This is a genomic window from Nonomuraea sp. NPDC003727 (assembly GCF_053586935.1).
This window is the reverse complement of the sequence record NZ_JBSFNE010000011.1, coordinates 156190-174281: the sequence shown is the minus strand read 5'-3', so window position 1 is coordinate 174281 and position 18092 is coordinate 156190. Positions and strand designations below refer to the sequence as shown.

The 18092-nt window shown below is 71.5% G+C and carries 16 protein-coding genes; 8 read left to right on the top strand and 8 right to left on the bottom strand.

Annotated features, from left to right (window positions below):
• The first annotated feature begins 23 nt into the window (after window positions 1-23).
• From ACWDLG_RS27925 to recQ, 3 genes are all read left to right on the top strand, one after another.
• Window positions 24-863, top strand: a complete 840-nt coding sequence (locus tag ACWDLG_RS27925) for a class I SAM-dependent methyltransferase (protein ID WP_449925334.1) — start codon at window positions 24-26, stop codon at window positions 861-863.
• Complete coding sequence (locus ACWDLG_RS27920) at window positions 860-1309, top strand: N-acetyltransferase family protein (RefSeq protein ID WP_449925331.1); 450 nt, start codon at window positions 860-862, stop codon at window positions 1307-1309. The genes ACWDLG_RS27925 and ACWDLG_RS27920 overlap by 4 nt, the downstream gene beginning before the upstream one ends.
• 146 nt (window positions 1310-1455) lie before the next feature.
• Window positions 1456-3288, top strand: a complete 1833-nt coding sequence (recQ, locus tag ACWDLG_RS27915; RefSeq protein ID WP_449925328.1) for a DNA helicase RecQ — start codon at window positions 1456-1458, stop codon at window positions 3286-3288.
• A 163-nt stretch (window positions 3289-3451) separates the two neighbouring features.
• On the opposite strand, the gene ACWDLG_RS27910 is transcribed toward recQ, so the two are convergent.
• A complete protein-coding gene (locus ACWDLG_RS27910) occupies window positions 3452-4471 on the bottom strand; it encodes a polyprenyl synthetase family protein (RefSeq protein ID WP_449925326.1) in 1020 nt (339 codons plus the stop codon).
• 1456 nt (window positions 4472-5927) lie between these two features.
• On the opposite strand from ACWDLG_RS27910, the gene ACWDLG_RS27905 reads away from it, so the two are divergent.
• The 4 genes from ACWDLG_RS27905 to ACWDLG_RS27890 are packed head-to-tail and all read left to right on the top strand — an operon-like array spanning window position 5928 to window position 7733.
• On the top strand, window positions 5928-6332 hold the full coding sequence (locus ACWDLG_RS27905; RefSeq protein ID WP_354906951.1) for a roadblock/LC7 domain-containing protein: 405 nt from the start codon (window positions 5928-5930) through the stop codon (window positions 6330-6332).
• The gene (locus tag ACWDLG_RS27900; RefSeq protein WP_354906950.1) at window positions 6329-6688 is read left to right on the top strand and encodes a DUF742 domain-containing protein; all 360 of its coding nucleotides are present in this window, start codon (window positions 6329-6331) and stop codon (window positions 6686-6688) included. The genes ACWDLG_RS27905 and ACWDLG_RS27900 overlap by 4 nt, the downstream gene beginning before the upstream one ends.
• Complete coding sequence (locus ACWDLG_RS27895) at window positions 6669-7259, top strand: GTP-binding protein (protein ID WP_354906949.1); 591 nt, start codon at window positions 6669-6671, stop codon at window positions 7257-7259. Before ACWDLG_RS27900 ends, ACWDLG_RS27895 begins: the two co-directional genes overlap by 20 nt.
• Before the next feature lie 24 nt (window positions 7260-7283).
• Window positions 7284-7733, top strand: coding sequence for an Lrp/AsnC family transcriptional regulator (locus tag ACWDLG_RS27890; protein ID WP_354906948.1), 450 nt, complete (start codon window positions 7284-7286; stop codon window positions 7731-7733).
• Window positions 7734-7770: 37 nt separating this feature from the next.
• Here ACWDLG_RS27890 and ACWDLG_RS27885 read toward each other — a convergent pair whose 3' ends face one another.
• The 7 genes from ACWDLG_RS27885 to ACWDLG_RS27855 are packed head-to-tail and all read right to left on the bottom strand — an operon-like array spanning window position 7771 to window position 15253.
• Window positions 7771-8592, bottom strand: coding sequence for a PIG-L deacetylase family protein (locus tag ACWDLG_RS27885; RefSeq protein ID WP_449925322.1), 822 nt, complete (start codon window positions 8590-8592; stop codon window positions 7771-7773).
• A gap of 44 nt (window positions 8593-8636) precedes the next feature.
• Window positions 8637-9608: an N-acetylglucosamine kinase gene (locus ACWDLG_RS27880; RefSeq protein WP_449925319.1), complete on the bottom strand. Its 972-nt coding sequence runs from the start codon at window positions 9606-9608 to the stop codon at window positions 8637-8639.
• Window positions 9605-10864, bottom strand: coding sequence for a family 4 glycosyl hydrolase (locus ACWDLG_RS27875; RefSeq protein ID WP_449925316.1), 1260 nt, complete (start codon window positions 10862-10864; stop codon window positions 9605-9607). The genes ACWDLG_RS27880 and ACWDLG_RS27875 overlap by 4 nt, the downstream gene beginning before the upstream one ends.
• Entirely contained in the window at window positions 10861-11748 is an 888-nt protein-coding gene (locus tag ACWDLG_RS27870; RefSeq protein ID WP_449925314.1) for a carbohydrate ABC transporter permease, read from the bottom strand. Before ACWDLG_RS27870 ends, ACWDLG_RS27875 begins: the two co-directional genes overlap by 4 nt.
• On the bottom strand, window positions 11745-12665 hold the full coding sequence (locus ACWDLG_RS27865; protein WP_449925311.1) for a carbohydrate ABC transporter permease: 921 nt from the start codon (window positions 12663-12665) through the stop codon (window positions 11745-11747). Before ACWDLG_RS27865 ends, ACWDLG_RS27870 begins: the two co-directional genes overlap by 4 nt.
• Window positions 12662-14005 carry an extracellular solute-binding protein gene (locus tag ACWDLG_RS27860; RefSeq protein ID WP_449925308.1) on the bottom strand — a complete coding sequence of 448 codons (1344 nt, stop codon included), beginning with the start codon at window positions 14003-14005 and terminating at the stop codon, window positions 12662-12664. The genes ACWDLG_RS27865 and ACWDLG_RS27860 overlap by 4 nt, the downstream gene beginning before the upstream one ends.
• 48 nt (window positions 14006-14053) lie before the next feature.
• Window positions 14054-15253: an ROK family transcriptional regulator gene (locus ACWDLG_RS27855; protein ID WP_354906941.1), complete on the bottom strand. Its 1200-nt coding sequence runs from the start codon at window positions 15251-15253 to the stop codon at window positions 14054-14056.
• Between the two features lie 189 nt (window positions 15254-15442).
• Between ACWDLG_RS27855 and ACWDLG_RS27850 the strand changes: the two genes are divergently transcribed.
• Window positions 15443-17671, top strand: a complete 2229-nt coding sequence (locus ACWDLG_RS27850) for a HelD family protein (protein WP_449925305.1) — start codon at window positions 15443-15445, stop codon at window positions 17669-17671.
• Window positions 17672-18092 lie beyond the last annotated feature (421 nt).

Below are 18092 nucleotides of genomic sequence, written 5' to 3'. Positions count from 1 at the left end.
GCAACGGGATTACCGTCCCAAGCATGGAGCAGCGCGCGAAGATCACGCTCACCGGGACCCCGGAGACCTCGCTCGCCACGCTGTACAGCCGGGCCCTCGACGCCCGTTCGCGCGATCCCGTCCTGGGTGACGAGCATGCCGTCGCCGCCGTGCGCCGCATCGACTACGACTTCCGCAGGACCGGCATCAACGCCGTGACCGCGACGGGCGTCGCGCTGCGCGCCAAGCTGCTCGACGACTGGCTGGCCGCGTTCCTGGCCGACCACGACGAGGCGACGGTCCTGCACCTGGCGTGCGGGCTCGACACCAGGGCCCACCGCCTCGCCAGGCCGGCCACGGTCAGGTGGTTCGACGTCGACCTTCCCGAGGTGATCGAGCTGCGCGAACGCCTGCTGCCGCCGCCCGGCGGCGACTACACGCAGCTCGCGGCGTCGGTGACGGAGCAGGAGTGGCTGGAGCGGGTGCCCGCCGACCGGCCCGCCGTCGCGGTGTTCGAGGGGCTGGCGATGTACCTGCGGGAGGAGGACGGCAGGCGGGTCATCGAGCGGATCACCGGGCGCTTCCCGTCGGGCGAACTGCTGTTCGATGTCTACGGCACGATGGGGATCAGGATGCAGAAGCTGGTGCCCGCCGTACGGAGGACCGGGGCGCGCATGTACTGGGGGGTGGACGACCCCCGCGTCATCGAGAGCTGGCACGACGGGCTGGTCTGCGTGGACGCGGTGCGCAGTGTGGACATGCCGGGGCTGGAGCGGCTGCCGCTGCTGTCGGGCAGGCTGCCGCTGTGGGTGCTGGCGCGCATCCCCCGGCTGCGGGATGTCGGGCGGATCCTGCGCTTCCGTTTCGAAGGGAATGCGGGATGACCGTCGAGCTGCGTCCGGCCGTGCCAGGAGACTACGGGCGGATCGCCGCCGTGGTCGACGACTGGTGGGGGCGGCAGGTCCTGCCGCTGCTGCCCCGGTTGTTCCTCGACCACTTCCACCGCACCAGCCTCGTGGCCGAGCGTCCCGGCGGTGAGCTGGCCGGATTCCTGATCGGCTTCCTGTCGCCGGCCCAGCAGGAGGAGGCCTACATCCACTTCGTGGGGGTCTCGCCGGAGGCCAGGGCCGCCGGGCTCGGCCGTACCCTCTACGACCGGTTCTTCGCGCTGGCCCGCGCGGACGGCAGGAGCAGGGTGAAGGCGGTCACCTCCCCGGGCAACGCCGCGTCCATCGCCTTCCACCGGCGCATGGGCTTCACCGCCGCCGGGCCCGTCACCGGCTATGACGGCCCCGGCATCGACCTGGTGGTGTTCGAGCGCGCGCTCTGACACGGACCATGCATGGTGACCGCGCGCAGGCGGGGCCCGGCGTGTCGAGCGGGTGCGGCCGTGCTCCGGATCCGCTTGGAGCGCCAGGTGTGGCGCCCCTTCCTCCGGCGGACGTTTTCGTCGGCGACCTCTCCTAGAGTGGCTCGGTGACTTCCCCCGAGCACGGTCCCCAGGCAACCGACGTGCTGCGGCGCGTCTTCGGCTACGACTCCTTCCGGGAGGGGCAGCAGGAGATCATCGACCACGTCGTCGCGGGCGGCGACGCGCTGGTCCTGATGCCGACAGGCGGCGGCAAATCGCTGTGCTACCAGATCCCCGCGCTGGTACGGCAGGGCACCGGCGTGGTCGTCTCCCCGCTGATCGCGCTCATGCAGGACCAGGTCGACGCGCTCACCACGGCGGGCGTCAGGGCGGGCTTTCTCAACTCCACCCAGGAGCCGGACGAGCGGGCCGCGGTCGAGGCGGCGTTCGTGGCGGGCGAGCTCGACCTGCTCTACCTCGCGCCCGAGCGGTTGCGCTCCGAGCAGACGCTGCGGCTGCTGGCCAGGGGGTCGGTCTCGCTGTTCGCCATCGACGAGGCCCACTGCGTGGCGCAGTGGGGTCACGACTTCAGGCCCGACTACCTCACCCTGTCCACGCTGCACGAGCGCTGGCCTGACGTGCCGCGCATCGCGCTGACCGCGACCGCCACCCCCGAGACGCACAAGGAGATCACCGCCAGGCTGGGCCTGGAGCGGGCGCGCCACTTCGTGGCCAGCTTCGACCGCCCCAACATCCAGTACCGGATCGAGCCGAAGAACGAGCCGAAACGGCAGTTGCTGAAGCTGATTCGGGCCGAGCACGAGGGCGAGTCAGGCATCGTCTACTGCCTCTCGCGCGCCTCGGTCGAGAAGATCGCCGCGTTCCTGCAGGAGAACGGCGTGAGCGCGCTGCCGTACCACGCGGGGCTGGACGCCCGCACGCGCGCCGCGCACCAGGCGCGCTTCCTCAGGGAAGACGGCATGATCATGGTGGCGACCATCGCCTTCGGCATGGGCATCGACAAGCCCGACGTGCGCTTCGTCGCCCATCTCGACCTGCCCAAGTCCGTGGAGGGCTACTACCAGGAGACCGGCAGGGCCGGACGTGACGGGCAGCCCGCCACGGCCTGGCTGGCCTACGGCCTGCAGGACGTCGTGCAGCAACGCCGCATGATCGACACCTCGGAGGGCGACGACGCCCACCGGCGGCGGCAGTCGGCGCACCTCGACGCCATGCTGGCCCTGTGCGAGACGGCCGAGTGCCGCAGGGTGCGCCTGCTGGCCTACTTCGGGCAGGACGGCGCGCCGTGCGGCAACTGCGACACCTGCCTGAACCCGCCCGAGACCTGGGACGGCACGGTCGCGGCCCAGAAACTGCTGTCGACCGTGGTACGGCTGCGCCGCGAACGAAACCAGCGTTTCGGGGCCGGCCAGCTGATCGACATCCTGCTCGGCAGGAAGACCGACAAGGTGCTGCAGTTCGACCACGCCTCCCTGTCCGTCTTCGGCATCGGCACCGAGCTGAGCGAGACGCAGTGGCGCGGGGTGGTGCGGCAGGTGCTGGCCCTCGGGATGCTGGCCGTCGAGGGCGACTACGGCACGCTGGTCCTCGCCGACGCCGCCGCGCCGGTCCTGCGCGGCGAGCGGCAGGTGATGCTGCGGAACGACCCGGTGGCCAGGAAGGCCGACCGCGCGGCCAAGCAGGCCCGCCAGAGCGCCGCGGCCGAGCTGCCCGCCGAGGCGCAGCCGCTGTTCGAGCTGCTGCGGGCCTGGCGCGGGGCGACGGCCAAGGAGCAGGGCGTGCCCGCCTACGTCATCTTCCACGACGCCACGCTCCGCGAGATCGCCGCCGGCCGCCCGAGGACGATGGCGGAGCTGGCAGGGGTCTCGGGGGTGGGGGAGAGCAAGCTGGCCAAGTACGGCGAGCAGGTACTGGCTGTCCTGACCGGAGACGAGTGACCCCGCGCCGTCCGTGCTCGCGGGGGAGACGGGCTCGCGCTGGAGACGGGCTCGCGCTGGAGGCGAGCCTGCCGGGGAGCGGGTGGACCTCGCTCGGGAAGGGGCCTGGCTCTGCCTGACCGGCGGGCCGCCTGACGTGCGTGTCACGCGGCCCGGTGCGGGATCAGTGGGTGCGGTCGAGCAGGGAGGTGCACAGGGCGCGCAGCTCCGTGGCCGAGGGGAAGGCGCGATCGAGGATGTCGAGCGCCCGCGAGGCGTGGTCGGCGGCCATGGTGAGAGTCGTCGTCCGGCCGCCCGCCGCGTCGATGAGGTCGGCGGCCAGCCGTATCGTGTCCTCGTCGTCGGCGCCGCAGGCCAGCAGCGCCGACAGTTCGCGGCCCGCGGTGGAGTCCGAGGCGAGCGCGGCCAGCACGGGCAGCGTCTTCTTCCTGCGCCGCAGGTCGCCGAAGACGGGTTTGCCGGTGTACGCGGGGTCGCCCCAGATGCCGAGCACGTCGTCCACCATCTGGAAGGCCAGGCCCAGCTCGAGGCCCATGTCGTGCATCCGCCGGGCCATCGGCTCGGGCGCGCCCGCGAGGGTGACGCCGAGAGCGGCGGCGCAGGCCAGCAGCGAGCCCGTCTTGTCGGCGGCCATGCCCGTGTACTCGGCCACGCTCACCGCGTCCTGGCCGGTCCACGGTCGTTCCTCGAAGGCCATGTCGTGCGTCTGCCCGTGCACCAGCCGTACCAGGGCCGCCGACAGCCATTCCGTGGTGGCGGCGGCGTGCGGGCCGGTCGCCACCGCCCTGATCGCCAGGGCCAGCAGCGCGTCACCGGCCAGGATGGCGGGGCCCACGCCGTAGGCCTTCCACACGGCCGGCTTGTGCCTGCGGCGCTCGTCGCTGTCGATGATGTCGTCATGGACGAGCGAGAAGGCGTGCACGAGCTCCACGGCGACGGCGCCCGGCACGGCGGTCTCCAACGTGCCGCCCGCGGCCTGCGCGCACAGCATCGCCAAGGCGGGTCGCAGCCCCTTGCCCGCGTCGCCGCGGATGGGTGTGCCGTCGATGTCGGACCAGCCCAGGGAGAAGGCGGCCATCCGCTCGCCCCACGGGTGCAGGTCGGCCACCGCCGCGCGCATGGCGGGTTCCAGCAGCTCCCGGCAGCGGGCGAGGATCTCGGCAGGAAGGGCGTACTCAGCCATGGATCCTCCGATGCACCGGCAGGAGGCCATCAATCGCCATGAAACTCCAACCTCCATAAGTAACGGCAGTCATGCGATACTCCGCGCGAACAATCATGAAGTATGCGAAGTGGGCGGAAAACGTCGACTGGCCGTCCGGCCCTCGAGGGCTCGTCGCCCCTTGCCGGACGTGGAGGTCGAAACCATCACTGGGCGGATCTTCGCGGTGGATATCTCTGGGTTTGTGCCAGCTTATGGCACCCCGTTCACCTCTGGCCTCGCCGCCCCTGAGGAGGGGATCTCTCGGGGCGGTTCGCGCGATGTGCGAGCTCTTCCGCTTGGTCGGACGTACGGCCGGCCGGGAGTGACGAGCTCGTAGGGCAGGGCCGACCCTGCCCGCCATGCCCCGCTCGCGTTGCATGGCCGACCCTGCTGGGCCGACCGGGGCGAGCTTGCCGGCCGGGCGGCCGAGCTGCCGGGCCCGATGGCGTAGGCGCCGCCGCCAGGTCGCGGGTCGAGAGCGTCTCGGGGTCGGGTGGGACTGGTCGAGGGTGGTCGGCGTCTCGGGTCGGGCGGGCCGAGGGTGGGGTGGCGTCTCGGGTCCGGTGGGCTGAGGGTGGGACGGGGTCTCGGGTCCGGTGGACTGGTCGAGGGTGGGCCGCTCGGGTCGGGTGGGGCACGTGCGGGTGGGCTGGGCGACGGGTTGGGCGGGCTGACGGTGGGTGGTGTCCCGGTTCGAGTGGGGCGGGCTGAGGGTGGGGTGGTGTTCCGGGTCGCGTGGGACCGGCTGAAGATAGGGGTGCACCGGCTCTGCTGGGCAGGCCCGAACGCTTCGGGGCGGGATGGCCGAGCATCATGGCCGCTGCCGGTGCCGGGGACCACCGGGGAGAGCGCCGGCGGCGATGCGTCCCGGAAGGTCCCGCAACGGTAGGCGGCGCGATCGTCGCCGGGCACAGCCGCCGAACCAGGGACGTGCGAGAGAGACCGCTTCCGGTGCTCCTGGGGAGGGGGCGACCTGAGGGGCGGCGTGCTGATACGATCTTGAATTGGTGCGCTACTAAATACCATTAAATGCGGTAATTGAGACTTTTACAGATTGTTGCAGCTTGAGTGAAAAATGTGGCGTTGCTAGGGTATCTGGAGTGGTGAGGCGCCGGGTGCGTGATCGTCCTGTGGTGAAAAACGTCTCGCTTGCGCACGTGCGTGGCGCGCGGTCGCGAGCAGAGGTCGCCGCCCTGTCCACTCCGCGAGCCGCCTTCCCCCCCGCCCCCGCCACGCCGCGCGACGGTGCGCACCTGCCCCGGGCCGCCGTTCCGCCCCCGACTCGCATCCGGGCCCGAGGCGCCGCGCCCGTCACCGAGGAGGCCATGTCACCGCAGGAGCAGCACGACCACGGAATGCGCGCGATCATGGGCGCGTTCCGGTCGGGTACCTGTCCGGGCCGGACGCAGGCGGCCAAGCTGACCGAGGGAGAGGCGTGAGAGCAGGCCATACAACCGATCTGAACTGGCTTCTCGACGATCTGGCGGACCGCGTCGGGGAGGTGGAGCACGCCATCGTGCTCTCCTCGGACGGCCTGCTCATGGCCTCGTCGAGGGACCTGGACAGAACCGAGGGCGAGCACCTGTCGGCCGTCGCCTCAGGGCTGCAGAGCCTGGCCAAGGGCGTCAGCGAGCACGTCGGCGGGGGAGCCGTGCGCCAGACGGTCGTGGAGTGGCGCTCCCGCTATCTCATCGTGACCGTCGCAGGCGAGGGCGCGTGCCTGGCCGTGCTGTGCCTGCAGGACTCCGACATCGGGCTGGTCGCCTACGAGATGGCCATGCTCGTGGCCAGGGTCGGCCAGTACCTGACCTCTCCCGCGAGAGGAGAGGCGGCGCGATGACGGAGGAGGAGTGGGTCGACCCCGAGATCGTCAGACCGTATGTGGTGACGCGCGGCCGTACCGAACCCGTGAGGGGCTCCTTCGACCTGATCTCGCTGGCCGTCGCGGCAGGCGAACCGCCGGGGCCGGGCGCGGGCCTCGACCCCGAGCACCTGTCGATCGCCAGGCTGTGCCGCGAGCCGGTCTCCGTGGCGGAGATCGCCGCCGCCCTCGACCTGCCGGCGGGCACGATCCGTGTCCTGCTGGGTGACCTGTTCGACCAGGGGTTCGTCACCGTGCAAGATCCTCAACCCGAGGTGGACATGCAAGACGAGAGAATGTACAGGGCGGTGCTCGATGGTCTTCGGTCGCTCTGATCGGCGGCGGCTGCCGACCGCTGTCAAGATCCTCATCGCCGGCGGCTTCGGCGCGGGCAAGACGACCATGGTCGGCTCGGTCTCCGAGACCAGGCCGCTGCGCACCGAGGAGACGCTCACCGACCGTTCCACGGGCGTCGACGACACCTTCGGCGTGGAGGCCAAGCGCACCACGACCGTCGCCATGGACTTCGGCCGCATCACCATGGGCGACGACTACATGCTCTACCTGTTCGGCACGCCGGGGCAGGAGCGGTTCTGGTTCGTGTGGGACGAGCTGGCGCTGGGCGCGCTCGGCGCGGTCATCCTGGCCGACACCCGCCGCCTGGCCGACTGCTTCCCCTCCGTCGACTACTTCGAACGGCGCGGCACGCCGTTCGTGGTCGCCGTCAACTGCTTCGAGAGCGCGCCCGTCTACGAGCTGGCCGAGGTACGGCTGGCGCTCGGCCTCGACCCGTCGATCCCGATCGTGCTGTGCGACGCCCGCAAGCGCGACTCCAGCCGCGAGGTGCTCATCACACTGGTCGAGCATGCGATGAAGCTGCGCGCCCCCGTCGGGACCACGCCGTGACCATCTCCCGCTATTTTTGATCGGATGGAGGAGATCGACCGCCGGATCGTCACGCTCCTGGCCAGAGACGGCCGGATGAGCTTCACCGACCTGGCCAGGGAGACCGGACTGTCCGTCTCGGCGGTGCACCAGCGGGTCCGCCGCCTGGAGAAGCGCGGCGTCGTGCGCGGCTACACCGCGCTGGTCGACCACGACGCCATCGGGCTGCCGCTGACCGCGTTCGTGTCGATCAAACCGATCGACCCGGCCGCGCCGGACGACGCCCCCGAGCGGCTGGCCCATCTGAGCGCCATCGAGGCCTGCCACAGCGTGGCGGGGGAGGAGAGCTACATCCTCAAGGTGCGCGTCGCCTCCCCGATCGCGCTGGAGGAGCTGCTGCAGCACATCCGCGCCTCCGCGAACGTCTCCACGCGCACGACGGTGGTGCTCAGCACGCCGTACGAGCACCGCCCGCCGGAGCTGGAGGAGACCTGACGGCCGCCGGGGGCGGCGCGGGAGCGGGCGTCGCGGGTCAGGCGCCGAAGACGGGCAGCAGCCTGCGCAGCTCCTCCTCGCCGATCTGCCGCCCGTAGGCCGCCCGTTCGAAGGTCTCGGCGTGCCGTACGGCCGCGGCGTGGCCGGCGCCGTAGCGCTCCTGCAGCGCGGGGCGCGCCGCCTCCGGGGCGGCCACGAACCGCGCCCAGTGCTCGGCCACGAACGCGCGTCCCGCCGCGGTGTCGCCCGCCGCGGGCGCCTGGTCGGCGAAACCGCGCTGCCATGGCGCGTACTCCAGGAACTGCGAGGCGTGCGCCAGGCAGCCGTCCAGTTTGGCCTCCAGCACCTCGTCGACGTCCACGGCGATCTCGTGCCGGTGGAAGGCGGCCGCGGCGTAGTCGGTCATGACCAGGCAGAGCGGCGGGCGCGGCAGCGGCGGCCCGCCCGCGGCCACGTTCCTGTTGGTGACGAAGGCGACCGCGTCCTCCACCAGGCGCCCGGCCGCGCGGTTGTCGGGGTGGCCGGGACCGTGGCCGTGGAGGGCGATCACGACGTCGGCGCGCCAGCCGCGGATGGCCGCGATCACCCTGGCGCGGGTCGCGACGGTGGCCTCCAGCTCGCCGTCGTGGGTGTCCCACACGTCGTAGGCGATCACGCCGAGCGCGTCGGCGGCGCGCCATGCCTCCTGCGCCCTGCGCGCCGCCAGCGGCGCCCGGTCCATCTCGTGGTGACCGGCGTCGCCGTTGGTCAGCGTCAGGAACTTCACCGCGTGCCCCGCCCTGGCCAGCAGCGCGGCCGTGCCTCCCGCGTAGATCTCGGGCTCGTCGGGGTGTGCGCCGACGACCAGGGTGCGCAACATGCTGCCTCCGGATAAACCGTCTGGATACTTTCCAGACGGTTAGCCTAGAGGGTGCCGCCGTAGTGCCCGCGCAGGCGGGCCTTGGCCGCCTCGCCCGCACCGAGCAGGTCCAGCCCGTTCAGCGCGGCGCCGACGATCGGCGGCAGGTCGGAGACCACGAGCTTGGCCTGCGGCGCCCGCGCCGCGAACCGCTCGTCGAGCAGCTCGCTCAGCATCGGGTCACGCGCGCGCAGCACGCCGCCGCCGAGCACCACCTCCGTCGGCGTCTCCAGCAGCTCCAGGCGGCGCAGGCAGACCTCGGCCATCACCACGATCTCCTCGGCCTGCCGCTCGACCAGCGACCTGGCGATCGCGTCGCCGGCCGCGGCCACCCGGAACAGCCCCGGCGTCAGCCCGTGCAGGCTGAGCTGCTCCAGGTCGCCGAGGTGCAGCCCGAGCACCACCTCCTCGACCGTGGACGTGCCGTAGTGCTCCTTGACCAGGGCGGCCAGCTCCGTGGGCGCGCCCCTGCCGTCCTCGGCCCGCGCGGCGTACCACAGCGCCTCCTCGGCCAGACCGAGCCCGCCGCCCCAGTCGCCGCTGATCTTGCCGAGGGCGGGGAAGCGGGCGACCTGGCCCGTGGGCGAGATGCCCACCGCGTTGATCCCGGCGCCGCACACCACCGCCACGCCCCAGGGGCCCGACGCCCCGGCGCGCAGCAGGGCGAAGGTGTCGTTGCCGACCACGACCTCACCGGCGAAGGAGCGCGCGGCGAACTCGTCGCTCAGCGTCTCCTCCTCCGCCGGCAGGTCGGCCCCCGCCAGGTAGGCGGCCAGCAGATCGGCGTACGGCGGCGCCTGCGACGGGCCGAGGGCCTGCCGTACGGTCTCCTCCACGACGTCGGCGGCCGCGCTCACACCCGCGCTCTGCGGCAGGAACGCCCCGCCGCGGCCGGTGGCCAGGACGGTGCCGTCCTCGGCCACGAGCGCCACGTCCGTCTTGCTGTTGCCGCCGTCGACCGCGAGCACGGTCCTCACGACACCACCCACGGCAGGTGCGCCCGGTTGGCCTCGAGCAGCAGGCGGGTCAGCTCGCCCGCGACGGCCTCCTGGCCGACCAGCGGGTGGGCCAGCAGCGCGTTGCGGACCCTGTCCTCGCCGCCGTGCAGGGCGGCCTCCAGGGCCAGGCTCTCGTAGGCCGACACGGCCGCGATCAGGCCCGCGTACAGCGGCTCCACCGCCGGCATCGGCAGCGGTACGGCTCCCGCCGCCCCGATCGTGGCGGGCACCTCGATGACCGCCTCGTCGGGCAGGAACGGCAGCGTCCCCCCGTTGCGCACGTTGACCACCTGGGCGTCGCGCCGGTCGCCGAGCAGCGAGGCGACGAGCGCCACGGCCGCCTCGGAGTAGAACGCGCCGCCCCGCCGCTCCAGCAGCTCGGGCTTGGTGTCGACGGCGGGGTCGGCGTACAGCCGGAGCAGCTCGGCCTCCATCGCGGCCACCTCGGCGGCCCGCGAGGGTTTGGCCCGTTGCTCCTCGACCACCAGGTCGTGGGCGTAGAAGTAACGCAGGTAGTAGGAGGGCACCACGCCCAGCCGGCGCACCAGCCCGACCGGCAGCCCGAGGTCGTCGGCGATCTCCTGCCCGTGCCGGGCCAGCAGCGCGGGCAGCACGTCGGCGCCGTCGACCATGATGGAGCGCTCCCATGTCAGGTGGTTGAGCCCGACGTGACCGAGCGACACCCGCTCAGGCGCGACGCCGAGGTATCCGGCGAAGCGCCGCTGGAAGCCGATGGCGACGTTGCACAGCCCGATCGCGCGGTGCCCGGCGTCGAGCAGCGCGCGCGTCACGATCCCGACGGGATTGGTGAAGTCGACGATCCACGCCTCGGGCGCGTGGCGGCGCACCTGCTCGGCCAGCTCGAGCACCACCGGCACGGTGCGCAGCGCCTTGGCCAGGCCGCCCGCGCCGGTGGTCTCCTGGCCCACGCAGCCGCACCGCAGCGGCAGGGTCTCGTCGACCTCCCGCGCGGCCTGCCCGCCCACGCGCAGCTGGAACAGCACGGCCTGCGCGCCGGCCACGCCCTCGCTGACGGAGGAGGTGGCGGTCACCGTCGCCGGGTGCCCCTCGCGGGCCAGCATCCTGCGCGAGACCCCCGCGACCAGCTCCAGGCGGGCGACGTCCGGATCGACGAGCGCGATCTCGGTGAGCGGCAGCTCGTCGCGCAGCCGGGCGAAACCGTCGATCAGCTCCGGTGTGTACGTCGAGCCGCCCCCGACAACGGCGAGTTTCAACCCTTCACTCCTGTCAATGTGACGCCCTCGATGAAGACTCTCTGGGCGAAGAAGAACACGATGATCACCGGCATGGTCACCAGGAGGGTGGCGGCCATGGTCAGGTTCCACTGCACGCTGTGGAAGGCCTTGAACGTCGCCAGGCCGAGAGACAGTGTCCAGTTGTCCTGGTTGATGCCGGTGTAGAGCAGCGGGCCGTAGTAGTCGTTCCAGCAGTAGAAGAACTGGAACAGCGCCACCGCGGCGATCGCGGGCCTGGCCATGGGCAGGATCACCCTGACCAGCGTGCGGAGGTCCGAGCAGCCGTCGACCCTGGCCGCGTCGGTGTAGTCACGCGGGATCGTGATGAGGAACTGCCGCAGCAGGAAGATGGAGAAGGCGTCGCCCAGCAGCATCGGCAGGATGAGCGGCCACAGCGTGTCGGTGAGCCCGACCCTGGCCCACACCAGGTAGATCGGCACCGCGACGACCTGCGGCGGCAGCATCATCGTGGCGATCACCAGCAGGAAGGCCAGCCGCCTGCCGCGGAAGCGGAACCTGGCCAGCGCGTAGGCCACCGGCACCGACGACAGCAGCATGAACAGCGTCCCGAGCCCGGCGTACATGAGCGTGTTGAGCGTCCAGCCCAGCAGGTGCGAGCGGGCGAAGACGTCGGCGAAGTTGGACCAGGCGAACGACTCGGGCCACAGGTTGCCGGTCAGCGCCTGCTCGTCGCTCATCAGCGCGGTCAGGCCCACCAGCACGAGCGGCCCCAGGAACATCACCGCCAGCGCCACCGCGATCGCGTGGGTGGCGATCCAGCTCAGCGCCTTGCGCCGGCCGGCCCGCACCCGCGCCGGCCGTATCGTCCCGGCCGGCTGCCGGGCGGTCAGCGTGGTGCTCACGAGAGGACCTCCTCGGCCTTGCGGAACTGGCGCAGCAGGATCAGGGTGAAGATCATGGACGTGCCGAACAGCACCAGCGCGAGCACCGAGGCGTAGCCCATGCTGAAGTCGCGGAAGCCCACGTGGAACAGCCACTGCGGCAGCGTCAGCAGCGACTGCTCGGGATAGCCGGGGGTGAACGTGCTGCCGGCCGAGTCGGTGGCGCCCGAGGCGACCCTGGAGGCGATCATCGCCTGCGTGAAGTACTGCAGGGCGTAGATGACGGCGGTGACGGCCGAGAACATCAGCACCGGCGAGATCGTCGGCAGCGTGATGCTGCGGAACTGCCGCCAGGAGCCGGCACCGTCGATCGCCGCCGCCTCGTACAGGTGCCTGGGCACGTCTAGCAGCGCCGCCAGGAAGATCACCATGGTGTTGCCGCAGCCCCAGAGGGCCAGCATGGTGAGGCTCGGCTTGGACCACGACGGGTCGCCGAACCAGTCGGGGCCGCTGATCCCGATCCACGACAGGATCTGGTTCGTCGGGCCGAGCGGGTTCAGCAGGAAGACGAACGCCACCGTGCCCGCCACCATCGGCACCAGCGTCGGCAGGTAGAAGACGGTGCGGAAGAAGCCCGCCCCCGCCTTCACCTTGGTGAGCAACTGGGCGACGGCCAGCGAGAAGAGCACCTGCGCGGGCACCATGAAGACGACCAGCCACAGCGTGTTCTTGGCCGAGATCCACACCCGCTCGTCCTGCAGGAGGTAGCGCCAGTTGTCCAGGCCTGCCCACTTCAGCGTGAACAGGTCGTAGTCGGTGAAGGAGAAGTACACGACAGAGATCAGCGGGTAGACGAAGAAGATCGAGAAGCCCGCGATCCACGGGGAGAGCCACAGGAGGGCGCGCAGGCCCTCCCGCCGCTTCGGCCTGGCTCTCATCCGCCTGACAGCTTCAGCTTGTCGTTGATGCGCTTGTCGACGCCCTTCAGCCCGGCGTCGAGGTCCGTGACCGCGCCCTTCTCCCAGCTGGTCAGGAAGGTGGAGAAGGCGTCCTGGTTGAAGACGCTGTTGACCGACGCGGGCAGCGTGCTGGTCTTCGGGTGGGCGAAGATGCCGAGGAAGGTCTTGAAGTTGGCGTCGGCCGCCAGCCGCGGCGACTCCATCGCCGCCTTGGTGGTCGGCACGTTGCGCAGCGCGTTGGACAGCGTCACCAGACTGTCGGTGTCGGTGGTGAGGTGCTTGATCAGCTCCCACGCGTGCTGCGGGTTCTTGGCGCCCTTCGGCACGCCGATCACGGTGCCGGCGGTGAAGCCGCTGCCGTACAGCTCGGGCTTGTCGTCGGCGACGGGCAGCGGGGCCGTGCCGTAGTCGAGCGACTTGGCCTTGGAGTCGTTGGCGATCATGGCGTTGCGCCACTCGCCGTCGAGGATCATCGCGACCTGGCCCTTGAAGAACGGGTGGGCCGAGCCCCACTCGTCGCCGAGGCTGCGCCGGAACTTCTCGAGGTTGGCGTAGCCGTACCAGTCGACCAGCTCCTTCTGCCAGGTCAGCAGCTGCTTCCAGGCGGGATCGGTGCCGATGGCCGAGGTGCCGTCCTCGTTGTACCACTTCGCGCCGACCATCGGGCCGAGGTGGGAGGGGGAGTTCTCGTAGTACTGGAAGCTGGGGACGAAGCCGGCCACCTTGATCGTGCCGTCGGCGTTCCTGACGGTCAGCTCCTTGGTGAGCCTGGTCAGCTCCGACAGCGTCCTGGGCGGCTCGTTGCCCTTCATGAGGGCCTTGTTGTAGTAGAGGCCGTAGGCGTCGGCCAGCAGCGGCATCGTGCAGCGCCTGCCCCCGAACTCGGTGTAGGAGCGCGAGGCCTCCGGCAGCACGGTCAGGTCGATGCCGTCCTGCTTGATGACCGGCGTGAGGTCCTGGAAGGCGCCGGTCTTGCACCACAGGGCCACGTTGTCGGTGGTGAAGGAGGCGGCCACGTCGGGCGCCTTGCCGCTGCGGATGGCCTGGGTGATCTGGTCGTCCTGGACGGCCTTGGTGACCTTGACGGTGATCTGCGGGAACTTCTTGTTGAAGCCGGCGATCGCCTCGTCGAAGGCCTTGACCTCGGCGTCGGTCTGGAACCCGTGCCAGAGCTCGATGGTGGCCGGGGGAAGTGCCTGCGAGGCGGCGCCCGAGGGCTTCGGCTGGGCGCCGAGCGAGGGCGGCGCCTCCTTGCCCGCCGTACACGCGGTCAGCGCGAGAGCGGTGAGCCCTGCGGCCGCAACTGGGACGAAACGCACTGGGGGGTGCCTCCCTGCTTCTCTGCGGTAGGAACGGTGGAGCTGCTTCTAGGCGGTGGGAACGGTGGAGCTGAAGACCTCTTCACGTGTGGTGTCGAGGGCGAGGTCGAGGGCGCCGGCCAGCACCGGGTTGCCCTCGACGCTCGACAGCCGTACGGCGGGGCGGGGGATGGTCAGCGCGTGCAGCTCGTGCTCGATGAGCTCGCGCAGCGTCTCGCCGCCGGCCAGCACGATGCCGCCGGTCATCACGATGAGCCCGGGGTCGAGCACGCTGGTGATGGCCGCCAGGCCCACGGCCAGGCGGGCGGCGATGTCGCGCAGGCCCGCGCGGGCGTCGTCGGCCTTCTTGCCGGTGCCGGCGGCCGCGCGCACCGCCGCCGTGACGGCCTGCCGGAAGTCGGTGCCGCGCACGCCGTACGAGCGCAGCAGCCTGAGCACGGCGGGGCCGCCGGTGAGCGCCTGGTAGCCGTGGTTGGCGTAGTGTCCCGCCTCGCGCGCGGTCGGCGCGCCGGGGGCGGGCATGTAACCGACCTCGCCCGCGCCGCCCGTCGCCCCGCGGTGCATCCGCCCGCCGAGCACGACGGCCGAGCCGATGCCCTCGTCGGCCCACAGCAGTACGAAGTCCTGGTGGTCGCGCGCGGCCCCGTGGGCCTGCTCGGCCACGGCCACCAGGTTGACGTTGTTCTCCACGTCGACGGGCACGCCGAGGCCCGCGTTGAGGGTCGGCACCAGGTTGGGGATCTGCCAGCCCGGCATGTCCTTGGCGGTGGCGTAGCCGAGGCGGCCCGTGGTGGGGTCGATCGCGGCCTGGACGCCGATGACGACCCTGCGCAGCGGTCCCGGCGAGCCGGCCCCCTCGAGGGCGGCGCGCAGCCGGTCGATGAGGCTGTCGGCGGGGCGGCGGGAGGTGGGCAGGACGTGCGAGCCGACGATCTCACCGGTGATGTCGGCGACGCGGGCCTCGATGCGGTCGGGGGCGACGTCGAGCGCGGCCACGTACGCCGCGGCCGGGTTGATCCGGTACAGCTCGGCCGTACGGCCCGGCAGACCCTCCCTGATGCCGTCGAGCACCACGAGGCCGGCCTCCTGCAGCCGTGACAGCAGCTGCGAGGCGGTCGGCTTGGACAGCCCGGTGAGCGTGCCGATCTCGGGCCTGGTCAGCGGCCCGCGGTCCAGCAACGCCTGGAGCGCGGCGCGGTCGTTGATCGCGCGCAACAGGCTGGGAGTTCCAGGAACCGGACCGCTCACGCGTTGTCACCCCATTGGAGTTAGGAAACTTTCCTAACTCACAATGGACGTGAAGAAGCCATACAGTCAAGCGGTGAGATGAAGACGTGATGTCAGCGGCTCAACGGACCTGATAAGGTAGCGATTTGTTGCCACAACAGTAAGAAAGGCCCGGAGCGTCCCATTACTACCAACATTAACGGTACGGCCATGACTCGTCAAACCGAGGTGGCCAGAGAGCAGGAGTACGTCTCCCGGCTGTACGGACGTCTGGACGTCCTCCGCGAGCGAACGCAGCAGCAGCTCAAGGACGTGCTGGCAACCGGGGCGGTCGGCACCCAGCAGAACAGGTCCGAACGCGACTCCTTCGCGGGCATGTACGCCGCCAGGCTGGCCCGGCTGTGGGCGGTCGAGCGGGGCCTGGTCTTCGGCCGGCTCGACCACGTCGAGGAGGGCCGCCTCTACATCGGCAAGCTCGGCCTGAGCGACGACGAGCAGGACCGGATGCTGATCGACTGGCGCGCCCCCGTCGCCCAGCCCTTCTACCGGGCGACCCCCACCTCACCGATGGGCGTGACGCGCCGGCGCCACCTGCAGACGCGCGGCCGCACGGTGGTCGGCGTCGACGACGACCTGCTCGACCTCGACGGCCTCAGCGACGACGACCGGGCCACGCTGAACGGCGAGGCCGCCCTGCTGGCCGCCCTCGACGAGAAGCGCACCGGACGGATGCGCGACATCGTGGCCACCATCCAGGCCGAGCAGGACCGCGTCATCCGCGCCGACCTCAACGGGGTGCTGGTGGTCCAGGGCGGGCCGGGCACCGGCAAGACCGTCGTCGCCCTGCACCGGGCCGCCTACCTGCTCTACACCCACCGCGAGCGGCTCGAACGGCGCGGCGTGCTCATTCTCGGCCCCGGCCTGACCTTCCTGCGCTACATCGAGCAGGTGCTGCCCTCGCTCGGCGAGACCGACGTGCTGCTGTCGACGGTCGGCGAGCTCTTCCCCGGCGTCAGCGCCACCGCCAGGGAGCGGCCCGAGGTCGCCGCCGTCAAGGGGGACGTGCGGATGGCCGAGGTCATCGCGCGTGCCGTCCGCGACCGGCAGCGGGTGCCGCGCCAGCCGATCGAGCTGCCTCTCGGCCGCCAGACGCTCACCCTCGACCAGCGCATGATGGACAACGCCAGGAACAAGGCGATCCGCTCGCGGCGCAGCCACAACCAGGCGCGCGCGGTGTTCGTCCGCACGATCCTCAACGCGCTGGCCAGGCAGCTGGCCAAGAAGCTCGGCAAGGGCCTCATCGACGACGACGAACTGGCCGACCTGCGCGAGGACCTGCGCACCGAGCCCGTGGTCAAGAGCGCGCTCAACCGGCTGTGGCCCTACCTGACCCCGCAGCGGCTGCTGCTCGGCCTGTACGGCTCGGCCGAACGCCTCGACTACGCCGCCGCCGGCCTCAGCCGTGAGGAACGCGCCCTGCTGCGCCGCTCGTCCACCGAGTGGACCGAGTCGGACGTGCCGCTGCTCGACGAGGCCGCCGAACTGCTCGGCGAGATCGACGAGCAGGTGCTGCGCGCCAGCGCCCTGCAGGCGGAGGAGGAGCTGGCCGCCGCCCGCGCCGCCCAGGAGAGCGAGCGGGAGGCCGAGCTCGCCTACGCGCGCGAGGTGCTCGAGCTGACCGGGCTGTCCGACGTCATGGACGCCGAGCGGCTGGCCGAGCGCCAGCGCGGCGACCAGCCGTACCTGACGACGGCCGAGCGGGCCGCCGCCGACCGCACCTGGGCCTACGGCCACGTGATCGTCGACGAGGCGCAGGAGCTGTCGCCGATGGCGTGGCGGGCGGTCATGCGGCGCTGCCCCACCAGGTCGATGACCATCGTCGGCGACATCGCCCAGACCGGCTCCAGCGCCGGCGCCCGCTCGTGGGGCCAGGTGCTCGACCCGTACGTCGCGGGCCGCTGGCGGGAGGAGACGCTCACCATCAACTACCGCACCCCCGTGGAGCTGATGGAGGTCGCCTCGCGGGTGCTGGCCACCATCGATCCCGCGCTGCGCGCTCCCACCTCCGTGCGGGACAGCGGCGCGCGGCCGTGGTCCGCGCCGCTGTCCGACCTGCCAGAGCTGGCGCGCCAGGAGGCCGGCGACGGCGGCAGGGTCGCCGTGCTCGCCCCCGACGCGCTGCTGGACAAGGTGGCCGAGATGGCCGGCGGCGCCACCGGCAGGGACGCGCTCGACGCCGCCGTGGCCGTGCTCGGCGTCACCGAGGCCAAGGGCCTGGAGTTCGACTCGGTGATCGTCGCCGAGCCCGGCCAGATCCTCGGCCAGTCGCCGCGCGGCGCCAGCGACCTGTACGTGGCGCTCACGCGGGCCACCCAGCGCCTCGGCGTCGTCCACGAGGGCCCGCTGCCCGAGCCGCTTCGCGGACTCGCGGGGAGATGAGCGCATTAGACTGAGCTCGCCGAGCATGTCCTAGCTGCGAAAACTTGAGGTTTCCGCTGATCGGGACACGGTTGACATCTGAGTTGGAGTCGGTAGTTTGCTGCCCAGTCCAGCACGGGACTTGGCCGGTTGGCCGTCTCTGACATCGTCGGACCCTGCGTCCGTGACGGAGCGTGACTCCGTCCATACAGCCAGGTGCAGGGCCGTCGGTCCGTCGAGTCGGGGCACCCCAACCGGGCGGGGGGTTGGACCCGGGACGGGCCCGGTCGCCCAGTAGACAACGGAACCCCGCGCTCGCCGCCGACGAGACGGATCCGGTCCGAAGGGTTTCCGGGCCCTCTTCCCGCTCCCGTGTGCTCGGATCACACCGCTAGCGGGTGATCCCATGGCATCCGTCTGCCACGGGATCACCCTGCCAGTG